Source organism: Aggregicoccus sp. 17bor-14, from assembly GCF_009659535.1.
GTDB lineage: Bacteria > Myxococcota > Myxococcia > Myxococcales > Myxococcaceae > Aggregicoccus.
In genome coordinates this window covers 30,525-44,917 of sequence record NZ_VJZZ01000014.1, presented here as the reverse complement: position 1 = coordinate 44,917, position 14,393 = coordinate 30,525, and the positions used below count along the sequence as shown (strand labels likewise).

The window sequence follows — 14,393 nt, the reverse complement described above, 5'->3', positions numbered from 1 at the left end:
CTCCAAGCTAAGGAGGCCGGGGGGCGGCGGGAACCCCGCAACCCGGGCGCCTCGTACTGGGGTGCACCGGGAGGGGGTTGGGGAGGGGCGTTCCACGGCCCCGGGGTGCTGCGCTCCGCCCCCTTGCAGCGCTCAGCGGCCGACAGCCGGTGCGCGCCGCGGGGGCGGGAATGAAGCGCGTGACGGCGCTACGGCGCGCCGCAGGCCAGCCACGCTCCCAGCTTCTGGCGGGCGGCCAGGTCGGGCGTGGGGCGGCTCGGGGGCATCTGGGTGTTGGTGGCCTGGGGGCCGGCGGCGGCGAACAGCTCGATCTCGCTCTTCCACTTCTGCACGCCGGCGAGCGTGTCGTAATTGTGGTCCGCAGGCGCGTCGCTGCGCGCAGGACCCTGCAGATGCGCGTCATGGCAGGACGTGCAGTACGCCGTCATGAAGCCCTGCCCGAAGTTCGCGTACGTCAGCGAGCTGTCGCAGGTGGCACCGGTGGCGCTGCCCGCGTGGACGTGCTCGTCGCCCGGATCCGAGGAGCCGCTGTCGCCGCCGCCGCAGGCAGCGAGGCCGAGGGCGAGGGCCGGCAGGAGCGAGCGCAGCAGGGCGGTGCGGAACGGACGGGGCATGCAGGGGTCTCCAGAGTGGGGAAGCGCGTGAGGCCGTTCAGCAGAGGACAGCGGGGCAGGTGGGTGCAAGCGTGCGCCGCACCCGCCCCGCTTCGGACGAAGCCCCGGAGCGTGAAGTTCCCGGGACGGTGAAAACCCGGGGCCCCGCGCCCTAGCCCTTGAGCACGGCGAGCGGCTCGAGCCGCAGCCGCGGCGTCACCAGCGCCTCCTCGTCCTCGAGCACCTCGCGGATGTCTCGGTAGGCCGCGGGCGCCTCCTCCACCAGCGCGGGCAGGCGCGAGGCGTCGTGCACCACGCGGCGCAGCGCGTGCGCGAGCGCGGCGGGGCGGATGCGCGCGCGGGCCTCGCGCCGCGTGAGCACCCGGCCCGCGCCGTGCGAGCAGGAGCCGAAGGCGTCCGGGTGGCCGCGCCCCTCGACGAGGTAGCTCGCGCTGCCCATGGAGCCGGGGATGACCCCGGCCTGTCCCGCCGCGAGCGCGAGCGCGCCCTTGCGGTGCACCCAGAGGCGCTCGCCGCCGTGCACCTCTTCGGACACGAAGTTGTGGTGCACGTCCACGCGCGCCTCCAGCACGAGCTGCGCGCCCAGCTCGGCGTCGAGGACCTCGGCGGCGCGCGCGAGCAGCGCGTCGCGGTTCGCCCGCGCGAAGGCGAGCGCCCACGCGCTGTCGGAGACGCAGGCGCGCCCCGCCTCCTGCGCGACGGAGAGCCCGCGCAGCCGGCCCACGCCGTGGGCCTCGGCGGCGCGCTGGTGGTGGTGCGCGATGGCGCCGCCCACGCCGCGCGAGCCGGTGTGCACCTGCAGCCAGTGCCGCCCATCCGCCGAGCGGTCCAGCTCGAGGAAGTGGTTGCCGCCGCCCAGCGTGCCCAGGTGGCGCGGCGCGAGCCGCTCGCAGGCCCGGGCGAGCGCGCGGGTGGAGAGGCGCCCGGGGTCGAGTGGCTCCGGCAGCGCGAGGCCCCGTCCGCGGTGCCCGGCATCGCCCACCGGCAGGGCCCGCGCGAGTGCGCGCAGCACGGCCTCCAGCTCGCCGCGCTCGAGCCGCTCGCCCTGCAGCCGCAGCGGCGCCACGCTGACGCCGCAGCCCAGGTCTCCGCCGAGCGCGCCCGGGACGACGGTGTCCCGGGTGGCGAACACCGTGCCCACTGCCACGCCGGAGGCCACGTGCACGTCCGGCATCGCCGCCACGTGGCCGACGACGTAGGGCTCCGAGGCCAGCTGCACCAGCTGGCGCAGGGCCTCGGGCGGCACCTCGCGCGCCCAGGCGAGCACCGGCACGCGCTGGCCGCTTCCCGTGTCGAAGAAGCGCAGGGGCCCCTTCATGCGTCACCTCCTTCCGGGGCCGGCGCTTCCGGGGAGGCGCTCGCATCTCCCTCCGCGGCGGTGGACGGCAGCACCCCCACCAGCGTGAAGCGCAGCGCGGGCAGGCGCTTGAGGTCGAGCGACTGCGCGAGCGCGGCACGCAGGAAGCCCCCGGCGCGCGCGAGCGCGGGCAGCACGCGCGCGGCGCGCACCGCGTCCGTGGCCTGCGATGCCTCGGGTGTCAGTGCCGCTTCGCTCGCGCCTCGGGGCTCGAGCGCCACGCTCGCGCGTGCGTGGCGGCCGTCTTCGGAGAGCTCGAGGGCGACGAGCCAGAGGCCCTCGAGGTGGGGGTCGTGCAGCCCGTCGCGCAGCAGGGCCGCGAGGTGCTCTCGCAGCGCCTGCTGCACGCGCAGGTGGTGGACATGGAGTGAGGGGACTGAAGGGATGGACTCGGAACCGGGAGAAGAGAACGACGCACGGCGGCTGCCGCGGCCCGGGCGGGCGCGGCGGGACTGCTTGGAGTGACTCATGTGGAGACGGATTCCCTGGAGCCGCGCCCGCCCGGCAGCCCTCGCGCGTCAGGCGCGAGCGGCCCCGGGCCTCCGGATGGAAGCGCGGCCTTCTTCAGCGGGGGTGCAGCAGGCTCCGCGCGCGCCGGCGCGTGGGGTGCGCCTCAGGGCCCCCGGCGCGCGAGGCCGCCGCGCGCCGCACCCGGAGGGGCGGAGCACGAAGGCACGCGGCTGGGACGGGCGCGGAGGCGGACGTCAGGCGCAGGCAGCGGCGGAGAGACCCGAGACACCGTTTCGTACAAGCCCCATGGTCCACCTCCCGCCGCGCGCGGGGTGCGCAGACGCGGGGCAAGGTGCCCGCTCGGCCGCCCTGCGTCAAGGGGGTCTCCCGTAGCCGGGTCGCCAGAAACCCACCCGGGCCCGCGCGCGCTGCGTACACTGCCGGGCGCGATGGACCTGATGCCCCACCTCCCCCTCGTCACCGAGCGGCTCGTGCTGCGGGCCCTGTGCGAGGACGACCTCGACCCGCTCGCGCAGCTGCTGGGAGACCCCGTGGCGATGCGCTACTTCCCGCGCCCGCGCACCCGCGACGAGTCGCGCGTGTGGATTGCCCGCAACCACCAGCGCTACGCGGTGGATGGCTGTGGGCTGTGGGCGGTGGAGCGGCGCGCGGACGGCGCCTTCCTCGGCGACTGCGGGCTGGTGATGCAGCGGCCCGAGGGCCAGCCCGAGGTGGAGGTGGGCTACCACTTCGCGCCCGAGCACTGGGGCCGCGGCTACGCCACCGAGGCCGCCGCCGCCTGCGTGCGGCTCGCCTTCGAGGTGCTGCGCGCCCCGCGCGTCATCGCGCTGGTGCACCCGGACAACCTCCCCTCCGCCCGCGTGGCCGCCCGGCTCGGGATGCGCCCGCTGCGGCGCGTGGAGCACGCGGGGCTGGACCACGACCTCTTCGTCGTCGAGCGGCCGCCCGCCCCCTGAGCGTGCGCGTGCCCGGCTTGCGGGGTGCCAGCGCCCTGCATCCCGCCTAGACTCCGGCGCCGCAGTGGAGCCCGCCGGGGGGTGTGCGTGTCGCAGTCCAGCTCGAGATCCGCGTCGCCCGGTGCCAGCGTGCGCGAGGGCCGCCCGGTCGCCGACGGCTCGGTCGCCGACGGCTCGGTTGCCGACGGCTCGGTCGACGACGCCGTGCTCGCCGAGCAACGACGCCAGCGCGGGCGGGGCTTCGTCCTGTGCGCCGCGGTGGCGCTGGGCGCGCTGGCGCTGGACGTGCTCATCGCGCAGCGGATGGTCTGGGCCGCGCTGGGGCTGCGCCTGCTCTGGGCGGCGCAGTTCCTCGCGGCGCGCGCGCTGCTGCAGCGCACGCGCGAGCGCCACGAGCGCGCCGTGCACGCGGGGCTCGCGGCGAGCGCGCCCATCTTCATCGGGGCGGTGGTCTGGGTGACGGGCGTGCCGGACAACCCCATCCTCTACTGGCTCGTGGCCATGCCGCCCACGGCGGCCGTCTTCGTGCACCAGCACGTGCGCGCGGTGCTGGCGAACGCGGCGGCGAGCGTGGGCGTGGGGGCGCTGCTGCTGCTGCACGAGGGGCGCTCGGCGCGCGAGGTGCTGGTGCTCGCGCTGCTGCTGGCCTCCTCGAGCGTGGTGGGGGTGGCGGGCTCCTTCTTCTTCCGGCGCGCGCGCGACGCGGAGCTCTCGTCGAACCGCGCGCGGCTCGCGGCGCTGCAGGAGCTGGCCACGAGCGAGCGCCGGCGCGCGGAGTCCGAGCGGCTCGCGGTGGTGGGGCGGCTCGCGGCCGGGGTGGCGCACGAGGTGAACAATCCGCTCGCCTTCGTGACGGCGAACCTGCACTGCCTGCAGCGCGACCTGGGGCCGAAGGGCCTCGCGCTGCCGGCGGACGAGCAGCGGGAGGTGCTCGCGGAGATGGGCGTGGGGCTCGAGCGCATCCGGCTCATCGTGAGCGACCTGCGCACCTTCGCGCGCGAGGGGGAGGAAGAGCCGGCCGGCTGCGACGTGGCGCGCGTGGTGGAGGAAGCGCTGCGCATCGCCTCGGTGCGCCTGCGCCGCGTGGCCCAGGTGGACTGTGCGCTCGCCGCGCCGCTGCCGCCCGCGGCCATCGCCCCGGGCCGCCTCTCGCAGGTGCTGGTCAATCTGCTGATGAACGCGGCGGACGCGCTGGAGGGCGCGCGCGCGCCGGCGCGCGTGTGGGTGAGCGCGCGGGTGCTGCCCACCGGAGGCGTGGAGCTGTGCGTGGAGGACAACGGCCCCGGCCTGCCCCCGGCGGCGCTGGAGCGGCTCTTCGAGCCCTTCTTCACCACGAAGGCGCCCGGGCGCGGCACCGGGCTGGGGCTCGCCCTCAGCCGCGAGTACGTGGAGCGCTACGGGGGCAGCCTGCACGCGGAGAACCGCGCCGAGGGCGGCGCGCGCTTCACGCTGCTGCTGCCGCGGGCTGCCGCTGCGGCGCCAGAGCCCCCGGCGGACGCGGACGCGCCGGCCGACGGCACGCCCCGCCTCCTCGCCTGAGCGCGCGCACCCTGCGCGCTCAGCGGGCGGGGGTCGGGTCTCCAGGCGCTTCAGCGGCCGCGGCCTCGCGCGCGTCCGAGGGCAGCGCCGCGCGCGGCAGGTGCTCGGCGAGGAAGTCCCCCACCGCCGCGTTGAACTCCTGCGGGTGGCTCATGTACGGCAGGTGGCTCGCGTGCGGCAGCAGCGCCATGCGCGCGCCCGGGATGGCCGCCTGCACGGACTGCGCGGCCTCCAGCGGCACCAGGTGGTCGCGCGCGCCGTGCACCACCAGGGTGGGCACGCGCAGCCCGGAGAGCTGCGGCACCAGGTCCGCGGCGAGCACGTCCTTGAGCCGGCGCAGCATCTCGGCGCCGCTGATGCGCCGCGCCTCGCGCACGATCTCCGCGCGCCCCTCGGCCGGCAGGTGCAGCCCGCCCAGCGCGCGCGCCACGAGCGGGGCGAACAGGTAGGTGAGCGGCATGGGCGCGCGCACCAGGGTGCTGAGGCTGAGCGCGACGCGCCGGATGCGCCGCACGGTCGCGACCGGGCTCACCAGCACCAGCGCGCTCACCCGCTCCGGGTGGCGCAGCGCGAAGGAGAGCGCCACGAGGCTGCCGAAGGAGGAGCCCACGAGCGCGAAGCGCGCGGGCAGCTGCGCTTCGGGGCTCTCGAGCACCCGCAGGTTCCACTCGAGCGGAGTGTGGGTGAGGGGCGTGTGCAAGGGCGGCGTCCACAGCAGCAGCCGCAGGCTGCGCGCGAGCGGCCGCTGCAGCGCGAAGGAGCGGCCGCTGGCGCCCAGCCCCGGCAGGCACACCACCGTGCGCGCCACGTCCGTGCTCTCGCCCGGGAAGGTGAAGAGGCGCACCGTGCTGCCCAGCACCGGCCGCTCCTCGAGCGGCAGCGCGTAGCCCAGCTGCACGTCCTCGAGCGCCGGCACCAGGGGCGCCGAGCCCCCGCGCTGCTGCAGCGGCGCGCGGCGCTGTGGAGGCGGCGGGGCGGGGGCGCGCTCGAGCGCGCGCGGGCTAGCCATGGCAGGCCTCGGCGAGGAGCCAGCGCACGCGGGCCGCCACCCGGTCGCGGAAGGCCGCGAGCTGCGCCTCGGGCGCGCCGCGCGGCGGGGGCTCCAGGGGCGCGCCCAGGGCGAAGGAGAGGCGCACCGGCAGGGGCAGGGGCATCACCAGCGGCATGCGGTACTTCTCCTCGGGCGCGAGCTGCACCCCCAGCTGCCCGTCGCCCGGGTAGAGGAAGGTGTCGTCCACGCCGTAGCCCGCGAAGGGCAGCACCGGCACCTGCGCCTCGGCAGCGAGCCGCGCGAAGCCGAGGCTGCGCTCCCAGCGCAGCATGTAGTGGCGGTGCGGCGGCTTGAAGGTCTCGCGCGCGCCGCCCGGGTAGCACACCACGAGCCGCCCCTCGGAGAGTTGCGCGAGCGCGCTCTCGCGCGTGCCCGGCACCCCGCCCAGCCACGGCAGCACCGTGCGCACCAGCGGGATGCGGAAGAAGCCGTGCTCGGCGAGCCCCACCGGGTAGCGCCCGCTCGCGCGCTGCACGAGGCTGAAGAAGGCGGGCGTCTCGTAGCCCCACAGCCCGTGGTTTCCCACCAGCAGCGCCGCCCCCTCGCGCGGCAGGTGCTCGCCGCCCAAGAGCCGCGCGCGGTGGTAGCGCGCGCTCGCCCGCGCGCCGGCCTCTGCCGCGCGGAACACCGCCTGGCGCACCCCGCCCCTCACCGGCGCGGGTAACTCGGGAAGCAGCGGCTCGGAGAACAGCGCCATCGCCTCAAGATGGGCGCGCAGGACCCCCCGGCACAGCGACCTCGAACACGCCTGCCTGCCCTGCGTACAGGCTGCAGGGGACCGGACATCCGCCCTGCGCGCGGCCGCGTAGAAGCGGCAGGTGCCCCGGGAGCGCCCCGCGCTGCGGCACCCGCCTGCGCACCCCGGAGCGCGCCCGCCTCGAGCGCCCCGCAGACGGAGCGCCCTGCCGCCCCGCTGTCGAGCCACCGGCCACACGGAGAGGTTCCCGGGGCCGTATTGACTCCTTGTCGACACCGGGGGCCGTGCGGAACCTCTCTGTGACATGGGACCCTTCGACTACCTGGCGGAGATGCACCGTGACCTCGAGGAGCGCTTCGAGGCCGTGGAGTCAGCCGACCCCGACGACGTGCAGCCCCTCACCGCGGAGCTGGTGGAGGCGCTGCGACTGCACTCCCGACTCGAGGAGCGCCACCTCTACCCGCTCATCGGGCGCGTGCAGGGCCGCGCCCGCGCGCGCCAGGGCGTGGAGGACCACCTCACCCTGCGCGAGCTGATGGCGGAGATGGAGGACCTGCGCCCGAGCAGCTTCGAGTGGCTCGCGCGCCTGCTCGCGCTCAAGGACGTGGTGATGGCGCACGTGCAGGAGGAGGAGGCGCAGGACTTCCCCCGCCTGCAGGCCGCGCTCGAGCCGCACGAGCAGGAGGAGCTGCAGCGCTCCCTGGAGCGCACCCACGTGGAGCTGCTGCGCGACATGCATGGCATGCCCGCGCCGGTGGGCGCCATGCCCATCCTCGAGCCGCTGCGCTGGGACGCGTGAGCCGTCGCTCGCGACAGAATCCCTGAAAAGACCCCGGTGAGAGCGGAAAAGCCAGACATGTGCTGTCACATGTCTGGCTTGTCATTCCATTGGGCAGTCGACAGCGCCCGCCCGGAGCGGCTAAGGGCTTTCCCCCAGAGCAACGCCAAAACACACGTCGCCCCGGGGTTCGCCAGACATGTCCGTGGACAAAGCCTTTCGTGAAATGATTCGCAACGAGATCGAGGTGCAGCTCAAGCCCCTGCGCGACGTGGTGTCGCGCCTGGAGGAGGGCAGCGCGGACCTCGATGCCCTGCGCGACGTGGCCGAGCGCCTGATGCCCTTCGCCGAGGCGATGGGCCCGCTCTTCGGCGCGGTGCCGGGCGCGGGTGGCGCGCGCGGCGGGCGCGCGGGGCAGGGCGGCGCGGCGCTCGCGCGCCGGGGGCCGGGCCGTCCTCGCGGCAGCGGCAAGAACGTGCTCGCGGCGGGCGGCGGCGCGGGCGGCGCACGGCGTGGGCGCAAGCCGGGTGCGGCGGCGGCGGCCGGTGCGGCCGAGGGCGCGCGCGCGTGCGCCATCATCGACTGCCAGAACCCCGCGCGCACCAAGGGCTACTGCGCGGCGCACTACCAGAAGCTGCGCATGCTGGTGAAGACGGACCGCAAGCCGGCCGCGTGGGCCGAGTACGCGCCGCCCCACAGCGTGCCGGACCTGGTGCTGCCGCGCGGGCGCGCCGCGTCCAAGGCGCTCAAGGAGCGCCAGGGCGGCAGCGCGCAGTCGTAGCGGCCGCGCCGCCGCAGCGCGGCGCCCGGCCCACGCCGACGGGCGCCTCAGGGGGCAGGAGGGAGAGCTCCTGCCCGTCCGCGGCGCACATTGCGCGGGCCGGCGGGGCGTGGTCCTAATCCGACCCAGCCATGAGCACTCCGAACAAGCGCGACCTCGAGCCCGGCATCGTCACCGACCTCGCGGGGCGCACGACCTACGGCAGCTACCTGCAGCTGGACCGGCTGCTGGACAGCCAGGCGCCGCGCAGCAGCCCCGCGCACCACGACGAGCTGCTCTTCATCATCCAGCACCAGACGAGCGAGCTGTGGATGAAGCTGCTCGTGCACGAGCTGGACGCCGCCGTGCGCTTCATCCAGGCGGACCGGCTGGAGCCCTCGTTCAAGATCTTCGCGCGGGTGGGGCAGATCCAGCGCATGCTCTTCGAGCAGTGGAGCGTGCTGGAGACGCTCACCCCCAACGAGTACCTCGAGTTCCGCGACACGCTGGGCCCCGCCTCCGGCTTCCAGAGCCACCAGTACCGGACGCTGGAGTTCCTGCTGGGCAACAAGAACGCCCAGGCGCTCGCGCCCTTCGCGCACACCCCCGCGGTGTACCAGCAGCTCAAGGACTACCTGCAGCGCCCCAGCGTGTACGACGAGTTCCTGCGCTACCTCGCGCGCGCGGGGCACGACGTGCCCCGGGACCGCGTGGAGCGCGACTGGAGCCAGCCCTACGAGGCGAGCGCGGGCGTGATGGAGGTGGTGCGCCGCATCTACGAGGGCATCTCCTCCGGCAGCGACGAGCACTGGGACGCGTACGAGATGTGCGAGAAGCTGGTGGACGTGGAGGAGCGCTTCCAGCTCTGGCGCTACCGCCACATGATGACCGTGCAGCGCATCATCGGCTTCAAGCAGGGCACCGGCGGCTCCTCGGGCGTGGGCTTCCTGCGCAAGGCGCTGGACCTGCGCTTCTTCCCGGAGCTGTGGGACGTGCGCACCACGCTCGCCCCGCCGCCGCGCCGCTAGGCCGCCCGGCGGCCCACCTGTCCCCGCCTTCCTCCGGCGTGCTTCGTCCCTAGCTTTTCCCTCTCAGGGAGGAGCACACCGCCATGGCCGAGCACGATCCGAAGAAGGACGCGAACCTCACGCCGGACGACGAGCAGGGCCCCAAGCGCGAGGCCGGAGACCGCCCCGTGCCCACCCCGGGCCACATCGGCAACCTGCCGGACCAGGGCACCGTGCCCGCGCCGCCGGTGAGCGCGCCGTCCGGGCACTGAGGCCCGCGGGCCGCTGAAGCTGCAGGGTGCCCGCGCTGTGGAGGTCGCCACGCCACGGCCTCCCGTCCGGGCCGCCGCGCGGATGCAACCGGGTTGCAGGAGCGCGGCGCGCGCCCCTCAGGGCGCCACCGGCTCCGCGCCCTGTGCCCCGCCGCGCTCGAGCGGCCGCGAGGCCGGCGCGCGCAAGAGCCCCCACACGCCGATGGCCGCGAGCAGCGAGATGTCCGCGAAGAGCATGGGGGCGAAGACGGGCGCGCCGTAGACGAGCTTGTCGCGCAGGCCGGAGCCCGGGTGGCCGAGGTCCGCGTGCAGGTGCAGCGCGAGCCCCACCAGCCCCACCGCCGCCACGAGCGCGAGCAGCCCGAGCGTGAGGCGCAGGAAGCCGGGCGTGGGGCGCAGGAGCGCCACCAGGAGGAAGCTGGTGCTGAAGGCGGCCGCCACCACCGGCACCCACTCGGCCGCGGAGAAGAAGCCGTTCTGCGCGTGGTCGAGCAGGCTCAGGCCCAGGTTGCCCGCGCTCCCGCCCAGCGCGAGCAGCAGCACCCAGGGCGCCCACGCAGGGCCCTCCGGCGCCTCCATGCGGTTGAGCAGGATGAGCAGCCCCAGCCCCACGTACGAGAGCGGCGCGACGAAGGGCGCGGTGTAGACGAGCTCGCGCAGTGACTGGCGCGCGAAGAAGGCGCTCTCCAGGTGCAGCAGCATCCCGGCCACCCCCACCGCCATGCTGCCCACCGCCACCGCCACGTCCAGCCAGCGCGTGCGCGCGTGCATCCGCGCGGAGAGGAGCCCGGGCAGCAGCAGCAGCGGCGAGACGAGCGAGAAGGCCACCGGCACCCACTCGGCGGGGTGGGCGAAGGCGTTGGCCGCGTGGGCGAGCAGGATGTCCGCCGCGAGGAAGGCGAGGTTGAACACGGCAAAGGCGCGCGCGGCCCAGAAGGGCGTGAGCGCGGCGAGCCGCCCGCGCAGCCCGCCCGCCGTCACGGCTTCGCCTCGGTGCCCTTCGTGGCCTTGGGCACCGGCGCGCCGCCGTGGCCCTCGCGCAGCTCCTTCGCCATCGTGTCCAGCTCGTTTCGCAGCTTGAGCAGCTCGTAGTTGCCGTGCCACTGCACGAAGTCCGCGCCGCCCATGAAGGCCGCGTGCTTCGCGGTGCGGCCGAAGTAGTGCCAGAGGTCGAACTCCACGAACTTGATGGGCTGGTCGAAGGGCTTCGCGTCGATGAGGCCCTCCTTGCGCAGCGCCGCCGTGAGGTCGAGCGCGCCCTTCACCTTCTCGTTGGTGGACTGCAGCACCGCCTCGGCGTTCGTGTAGAAGCTCTCCACCTGGGTGTGCGCGTGGCACTTGAGGCACACCTCCTTCATGCCCTGCTCGCCCGCGTCTCCGGCGGGGCGGCGCGTGGAGATGGGGGCGAAGAGGAACCAGCCGAGGCGTTCGCCCGGGTTGTGCGTCACCTTGAGCCCCTCCAGGCCGCTCATGTGGCAGGTGGAGCAGGTGGGCGCGGGCATGTCCGCGGTGGTCAGGTGCTTGGGGTCCGCCTTCAGGTTGAAGCTCTCGCGCTGCGCGGTGAAGAGCACGCCGTGCTTGGACTCCTCGAAGATCTCGATCTGCGAGTGGTCCGGGCCCATGTGGCACTGGCCGCAGGTGCGCGGCTCGCGCGCGAGCGCCACCGAGGTGGAGTGGCGCGCGTGGCACTGCGTGCAGCTGCCGAAGGAGCCGTCCGCGTTGGGCTTGCCGATGGCGTGGCAGGCGTCACAGCCGCCCGCCATCGCGGACTCGCCCTCGGCCACGCCCACCGGGTGCGTGGGGCGCTTGATCCACCCCGGATGGAACTTCTCCCCCAGTGCGATCTGCTCCGGGCTGAAGCCCTCCGTGCCGCGCACCGCCGCCCACGAGGGGCCCGCGTGCCGGCTGCGCGCGAACTGTTCGTACTCGGTCGTGTGGCACTGCGCGCAGTTCTTCGCGGTGAGGTGCTTGGCGAGCGTGAAGCCGCGGTGCTCCATCGCCTCCTGGCCCTCGGCGGGCTTGTGGCAGTCCAGGCAGTTGATGCCCTTCACCGCGTGCTGGCTGCGCTCGAACTGGTGCACCACCGCGGAGGTCTCCCGGCGGTGGCACTCGGCGCACTTGCCGGTGGCGCGCACCAGCTCCGCGCTGGGCTGCGCCGTCTCCACCGGGGGGCGCTTCGCGTTGATCAGCAGCGCCGCGACCACGATCGCCGTACCCAGCACCACGGCGATGAACACCGACTTGAAGCTGACGGCGGGCATAGGGCTCCCGGGAAGGTACCCAGAGCAGGTAGCCATGCCCCACAACCCCGCCAACTCCGTACCCCCGGTCCTCCCCGTGTTCCACGAACAGGGGCCGGACGGAGGCTCCATGGCTCCGGGACACGCGGGCCCCGCGGGGCACATCGGCCGCGGAAGGAAGCGTCATTCCAGGCCCCGTGCGACCCCCAGAGCCCGCGGAAGGAAGCGTCATTCCAGGCCCCGTGCGGCTCCAAGCCTGCGGAACGACAGCTCTTTCCGGCAGTAGGCCCGCCGCGAGCGCCGGCCCCGGCCACCCGGCCTACCTGCGCCCGGTCAGCGCCACTCGCTCTCGAGCAGCCCGAGCACGGCGGTGTCGCAGTAGGCGCCCTCGGACAGGGCGGAGTCGCGCAGCAGCCCCTCCTGGCGGAAGCCGAGCCCCTGCAGCAGGCGCATCGAGGCGGTGTTGCGCGGGTCCACGCGCGCCTCCATGCGGTGCAGGCGCATCACCCCGAAGCCGAAGCGCACGACGTGGGGGAGCGCCTCCTTCATCAGGCCCTGGCCCCAGTAGGGCTTGGCGAGCATGTAGCCCAGCTCCGCGCGGCGCTCGCGCTGGCTCCACTGGAAGAACCCGAGGTAGCCCACGGCGTGCAGCTGTCCGGGCAGGGTGACGGACCAGCGGGCGGACTCGCCGCGGCGCTGGGTGTCCAGGTCGCGCGTGAGCTTCTCGCGCAGCTGCGCCACGCCCTGGCTCGGGTCCTGGCCGGCGTAGCGCATCGCCTCGGGGTCGCCGTAGATGGCGAGCAGCGCGTGCGCGTCCTCGAGCACCGGGGCGCGCAGGCGCAGGCGCGGGGTGGACAGCTCCGGGAGAGGCTCGAGGACGACGTGGGGCATGCGGGCCGCATCTGAGCGGCTCCGGCCTCCGGGCTCAAGCGCCGCATCGGGCTCGCGCGCCGCACCGGCTCGGCGCCGGACGATGGGTCCTCGCCCGGGCACCGCGGGGCGGCGCCGGGGCCCGGCGAGCTGTGGGCGGCACGTTCCCACTGCAGCGGCCCGGCGAACCGGGGGGCACCTTCCGCGACTGCAGGGGCGCGGGGCGGGGCTGCGGCGCACCCCGGCGGCTCAGGGCACGGCGAGCGCGCGCAGGCCGCGCTGGCCGTCCTGCTCCACGCGCAGCAGCAGGGCGCTGCCACTCTTCGCGCCGCGCAGCTTGGAGATGAGCCCCTGCGGGTCCTCCACCGCCTGGCGCTCGGCCTCCACCACCACCATGCCGGGCTGGAGCCCTGCGCGGTCGGCGGGGGAGCCCGGCTCCACGCCGGCGATGACCGCGCCGGGGCTGCCGTCGGGCGTGGGGCGCAGGGCGAGCCCGATGCGGCGGCTGCTGCCGTTGCCCTCGCCGTCATCGGGGCCGCTGTCCAGCTGGGCGCGCGGCTGCACGCCGGTGCCCTCGAGGTCGGGCCGGGTGCCGAGCTTCACCTTCTCCTCGCGCCGCTTGCCGTCGCGCCACACGCCGAGCGTCACCTCGTGGCCGGGGCTCTGCAGGCCCACGCTGCGGGTGAGGGCGCCCGCGGAGGCGAGCGGCTTGCCGTCCAGCGCGACGATGACGTCGTCTGCCTTCAGGCCGGCGCGGGCGGCGGGGCCCCCCGGGTTCACGCTGGCCACGAGCGCGCCCGCGGTGGCGTCGGTGCCCAGGGCGCGTCCCAGCTCGGGGCTGAGGTCCTGCGCGGCGAGCCCCAGCCAACCGCGCGTGATGGCGCCGTCCTTCTGCAGCCGCGGCACCAGCGCGCTCACCAGGTTGCTGGGCACCGCGAAGCCGATGCCGGTGCCGCCGCCGATGATGGCGGTGTTGATGCCGATGACCTCGCCCTTCAGGTTGAAGAGCGGCCCGCCGCTGTTGCCCGGGTTGATGGCGGCGTCCGTCTGCAGGAAGTCGTCGTAGGGGCCGGCGTGGATGTCGCGCGCGCGGGCGGAGAGGATGCCCGCGCTCACGCTGGAGGAGAGGCCGAAGGGGTTGCCGATGGCCACCACCCAGTCGCCTACGCGCAGCGCGTCCGAGTCGCCGAGCTTCACGAAGGGCAGCTGCTCCTTCACGCCCTGCAGCTGCACCAGCGCCACGTCGGTGAGCGGGTCGCGTCCGAGCAGCTTGCCGTCGTACTGCTGGCCGCCCTCGAGCTTCACGCGGATGGTCTGCGCGTCCTGCACCACGTGGTTGTTGGTGAGCAGCAGGCCGTCCGCGCTGATGAGGAAGCCGGAGCCCAGCCCCTGGCGCTGCGGCTGCTGCTGCTGCGGGGCGAAGGGGTTCCAGCCGGGGCCCTGCCCGTCATCTCCCCCGAAGCCTCCACCGAAGGGCAGGCGCGCGCCGCGCGGGGCGTGGCTGGGGCCGGTGCGCACCTCGACGAAGGCGACCGCGCCCTTCACCTGCGCGACGAGGTCCGCGAGCGAGTCGGGGCGGCCTGCGGCGAGCGGCTCGGTGCGCGCGGCGGGGGCCGCCGGGGCGGGGGCGGCAGCGGTGGGAGCAGCGGCCGCGGGGGCCGGCGCGGGCTTGGGGTCCTGGCGCGCGGGCTGGCCGCAGGCGGCGAGGGCGCCGAGCAGGGCGGGGACGCGGGCGAGCTGGACCGCGCGGGTCCAGCGGGAGCGGGGGGGCATGGGACTCC

15 protein-coding genes are annotated in these 14,393 nt (G+C 75.3%); 6 read left to right on the top strand and 9 right to left on the bottom strand.

What is annotated here, in order from left to right:
• Positions 1 to 188: 188 nt before the first annotated feature.
• The 3 genes from FGE12_RS23535 to FGE12_RS23525 form a co-directional block, all read right to left on the bottom strand.
• Positions 189 to 614, bottom strand: a complete 426-nt coding sequence (locus FGE12_RS23535; RefSeq protein WP_153868831.1) for a hypothetical protein — start codon at positions 612 to 614, stop codon at positions 189 to 191.
• Between the two features lie 151 nt (positions 615 to 765).
• Positions 766 to 1,932 (bottom strand): RtcB family protein, encoded by a 1,167-nt coding sequence (locus FGE12_RS23530; RefSeq protein WP_153868830.1) that lies wholly within the window; start codon positions 1,930 to 1,932, stop codon positions 766 to 768.
• Positions 1,929 to 2,441, bottom strand: a complete 513-nt coding sequence (locus FGE12_RS23525; protein ID WP_153868829.1) for a ribosome-binding factor A — start codon at positions 2,439 to 2,441, stop codon at positions 1,929 to 1,931. The genes FGE12_RS23530 and FGE12_RS23525 overlap by 4 nt, the downstream gene beginning before the upstream one ends.
• Before the next feature lie 438 nt (positions 2,442 to 2,879).
• Between FGE12_RS23525 and FGE12_RS23520 the strand changes: the two genes are divergently transcribed.
• Both FGE12_RS23520 and FGE12_RS23515 read left to right on the top strand, forming a co-directional pair.
• The gene (locus FGE12_RS23520) at positions 2,880 to 3,398 is read left to right on the top strand and encodes a GNAT family N-acetyltransferase (protein WP_153868828.1); all 519 of its coding nucleotides are present in this window, start codon (positions 2,880 to 2,882) and stop codon (positions 3,396 to 3,398) included.
• Between the two features lie 129 nt (positions 3,399 to 3,527).
• Entirely contained in the window at positions 3,528 to 4,937 is a 1,410-nt protein-coding gene (locus tag FGE12_RS23515) for an ATP-binding protein (RefSeq protein ID WP_153868827.1), read from the top strand.
• Positions 4,938 to 4,956: 19 nt separating this feature from the next.
• On the opposite strand, the gene FGE12_RS23510 is transcribed toward FGE12_RS23515, so the two are convergent.
• Together FGE12_RS23510 and FGE12_RS23505 are read right to left on the bottom strand one after the other, a co-directional pair.
• A complete protein-coding gene (locus FGE12_RS23510; protein WP_153868826.1) occupies positions 4,957 to 5,946 on the bottom strand; it encodes an alpha/beta fold hydrolase in 990 nt (329 codons plus the stop codon).
• Positions 5,939 to 6,685 carry a lysophospholipid acyltransferase family protein gene (locus FGE12_RS23505; protein WP_153868825.1) on the bottom strand — a complete coding sequence of 249 codons (747 nt, stop codon included), beginning with the start codon at positions 6,683 to 6,685 and terminating at the stop codon, positions 5,939 to 5,941. The genes FGE12_RS23510 and FGE12_RS23505 overlap by 8 nt, the downstream gene beginning before the upstream one ends.
• A gap of 304 nt (positions 6,686 to 6,989) precedes the next feature.
• Between FGE12_RS23505 and FGE12_RS23500 the strand changes: the two genes are divergently transcribed.
• From FGE12_RS23500 to FGE12_RS23485, 4 genes are all read left to right on the top strand, one after another.
• Positions 6,990 to 7,484 carry a hemerythrin domain-containing protein gene (locus FGE12_RS23500; protein ID WP_153868824.1) on the top strand — a complete coding sequence of 165 codons (495 nt, stop codon included), beginning with the start codon at positions 6,990 to 6,992 and terminating at the stop codon, positions 7,482 to 7,484.
• Between the two features lie 178 nt (positions 7,485 to 7,662).
• Positions 7,663 to 8,244 (top strand): cell wall protein, encoded by a 582-nt coding sequence (locus FGE12_RS23495; RefSeq protein WP_153868823.1) that lies wholly within the window; start codon positions 7,663 to 7,665, stop codon positions 8,242 to 8,244.
• A gap of 131 nt (positions 8,245 to 8,375) precedes the next feature.
• The gene (locus tag FGE12_RS23490) at positions 8,376 to 9,251 is read left to right on the top strand and encodes a tryptophan 2,3-dioxygenase (protein ID WP_153868822.1); all 876 of its coding nucleotides are present in this window, start codon (positions 8,376 to 8,378) and stop codon (positions 9,249 to 9,251) included.
• An 83-nt stretch (positions 9,252 to 9,334) separates the two neighbouring features.
• Positions 9,335 to 9,502 (top strand): hypothetical protein, encoded by a 168-nt coding sequence (locus FGE12_RS23485; RefSeq protein WP_153868821.1) that lies wholly within the window; start codon positions 9,335 to 9,337, stop codon positions 9,500 to 9,502.
• 117 nt (positions 9,503 to 9,619) lie between these two features.
• On the opposite strand, the gene FGE12_RS23480 is transcribed toward FGE12_RS23485, so the two are convergent.
• The 4 genes from FGE12_RS23480 to FGE12_RS23465 all read right to left on the bottom strand — a co-directional run bounded on the left by FGE12_RS23480 (position 9,620) and on the right by FGE12_RS23465 (position 14,385).
• Positions 9,620 to 10,483, bottom strand: coding sequence for a hypothetical protein (locus tag FGE12_RS23480; RefSeq protein ID WP_153868820.1), 864 nt, complete (start codon positions 10,481 to 10,483; stop codon positions 9,620 to 9,622).
• Entirely contained in the window at positions 10,480 to 11,763 is a 1,284-nt protein-coding gene (locus tag FGE12_RS23475) for a multiheme c-type cytochrome (protein ID WP_194798191.1), read from the bottom strand. Before FGE12_RS23475 ends, FGE12_RS23480 begins: the two co-directional genes overlap by 4 nt.
• Positions 11,764 to 12,075: 312 nt before the next feature.
• A complete protein-coding gene (locus FGE12_RS23470; RefSeq protein WP_153868818.1) occupies positions 12,076 to 12,633 on the bottom strand; it encodes a GNAT family N-acetyltransferase in 558 nt (185 codons plus the stop codon).
• 228 nt (positions 12,634 to 12,861) lie between these two features.
• A complete protein-coding gene (locus FGE12_RS23465) occupies positions 12,862 to 14,385 on the bottom strand; it encodes a trypsin-like peptidase domain-containing protein (protein WP_153868817.1) in 1,524 nt (507 codons plus the stop codon).
• Between the last annotated feature and the right edge of the window lie 8 nt (positions 14,386 to 14,393).

Coding starts and splice junctions, on each gene's coding strand:
- FGE12_RS23485 (WP_153868821.1), top strand. CDS start 9,335: ATGGCCGAGCACGATCCGAAGAAGGACGCGAACCTCACGCCGGACGAC.
- FGE12_RS23465 (WP_153868817.1), bottom strand. CDS start 14,385: ATGCCCCCCCGCTCCCGCTGGACCCGCGCGGTCCAGCTCGCCCGCGTC.
- FGE12_RS23535 (WP_153868831.1), bottom strand. CDS start 614: ATGCCCCGTCCGTTCCGCACCGCCCTGCTGCGCTCGCTCCTGCCGGCC.
- FGE12_RS23520 (WP_153868828.1), top strand. CDS start 2,880: ATGCCCCACCTCCCCCTCGTCACCGAGCGGCTCGTGCTGCGGGCCCTG.
- FGE12_RS23475 (WP_194798191.1), bottom strand. CDS start 11,763: ATGCCCGCCGTCAGCTTCAAGTCGGTGTTCATCGCCGTGGTGCTGGGT.
- FGE12_RS23505 (WP_153868825.1), bottom strand. CDS start 6,685: ATGGCGCTGTTCTCCGAGCCGCTGCTTCCCGAGTTACCCGCGCCGGTG.
- FGE12_RS23495 (WP_153868823.1), top strand. CDS start 7,663: ATGTCCGTGGACAAAGCCTTTCGTGAAATGATTCGCAACGAGATCGAG.
- FGE12_RS23500 (WP_153868824.1), top strand. CDS start 6,990: ATGGGACCCTTCGACTACCTGGCGGAGATGCACCGTGACCTCGAGGAG.
- FGE12_RS23470 (WP_153868818.1), bottom strand. CDS start 12,633: ATGCCCCACGTCGTCCTCGAGCCTCTCCCGGAGCTGTCCACCCCGCGC.
- FGE12_RS23510 (WP_153868826.1), bottom strand. CDS start 5,946: ATGGCTAGCCCGCGCGCGCTCGAGCGCGCCCCCGCCCCGCCGCCTCCA.
- FGE12_RS23525 (WP_153868829.1), bottom strand. CDS start 2,441: ATGAGTCACTCCAAGCAGTCCCGCCGCGCCCGCCCGGGCCGCGGCAGC.
- FGE12_RS23530 (WP_153868830.1), bottom strand. CDS start 1,932: ATGAAGGGGCCCCTGCGCTTCTTCGACACGGGAAGCGGCCAGCGCGTG.
- FGE12_RS23490 (WP_153868822.1), top strand. CDS start 8,376: ATGAGCACTCCGAACAAGCGCGACCTCGAGCCCGGCATCGTCACCGAC.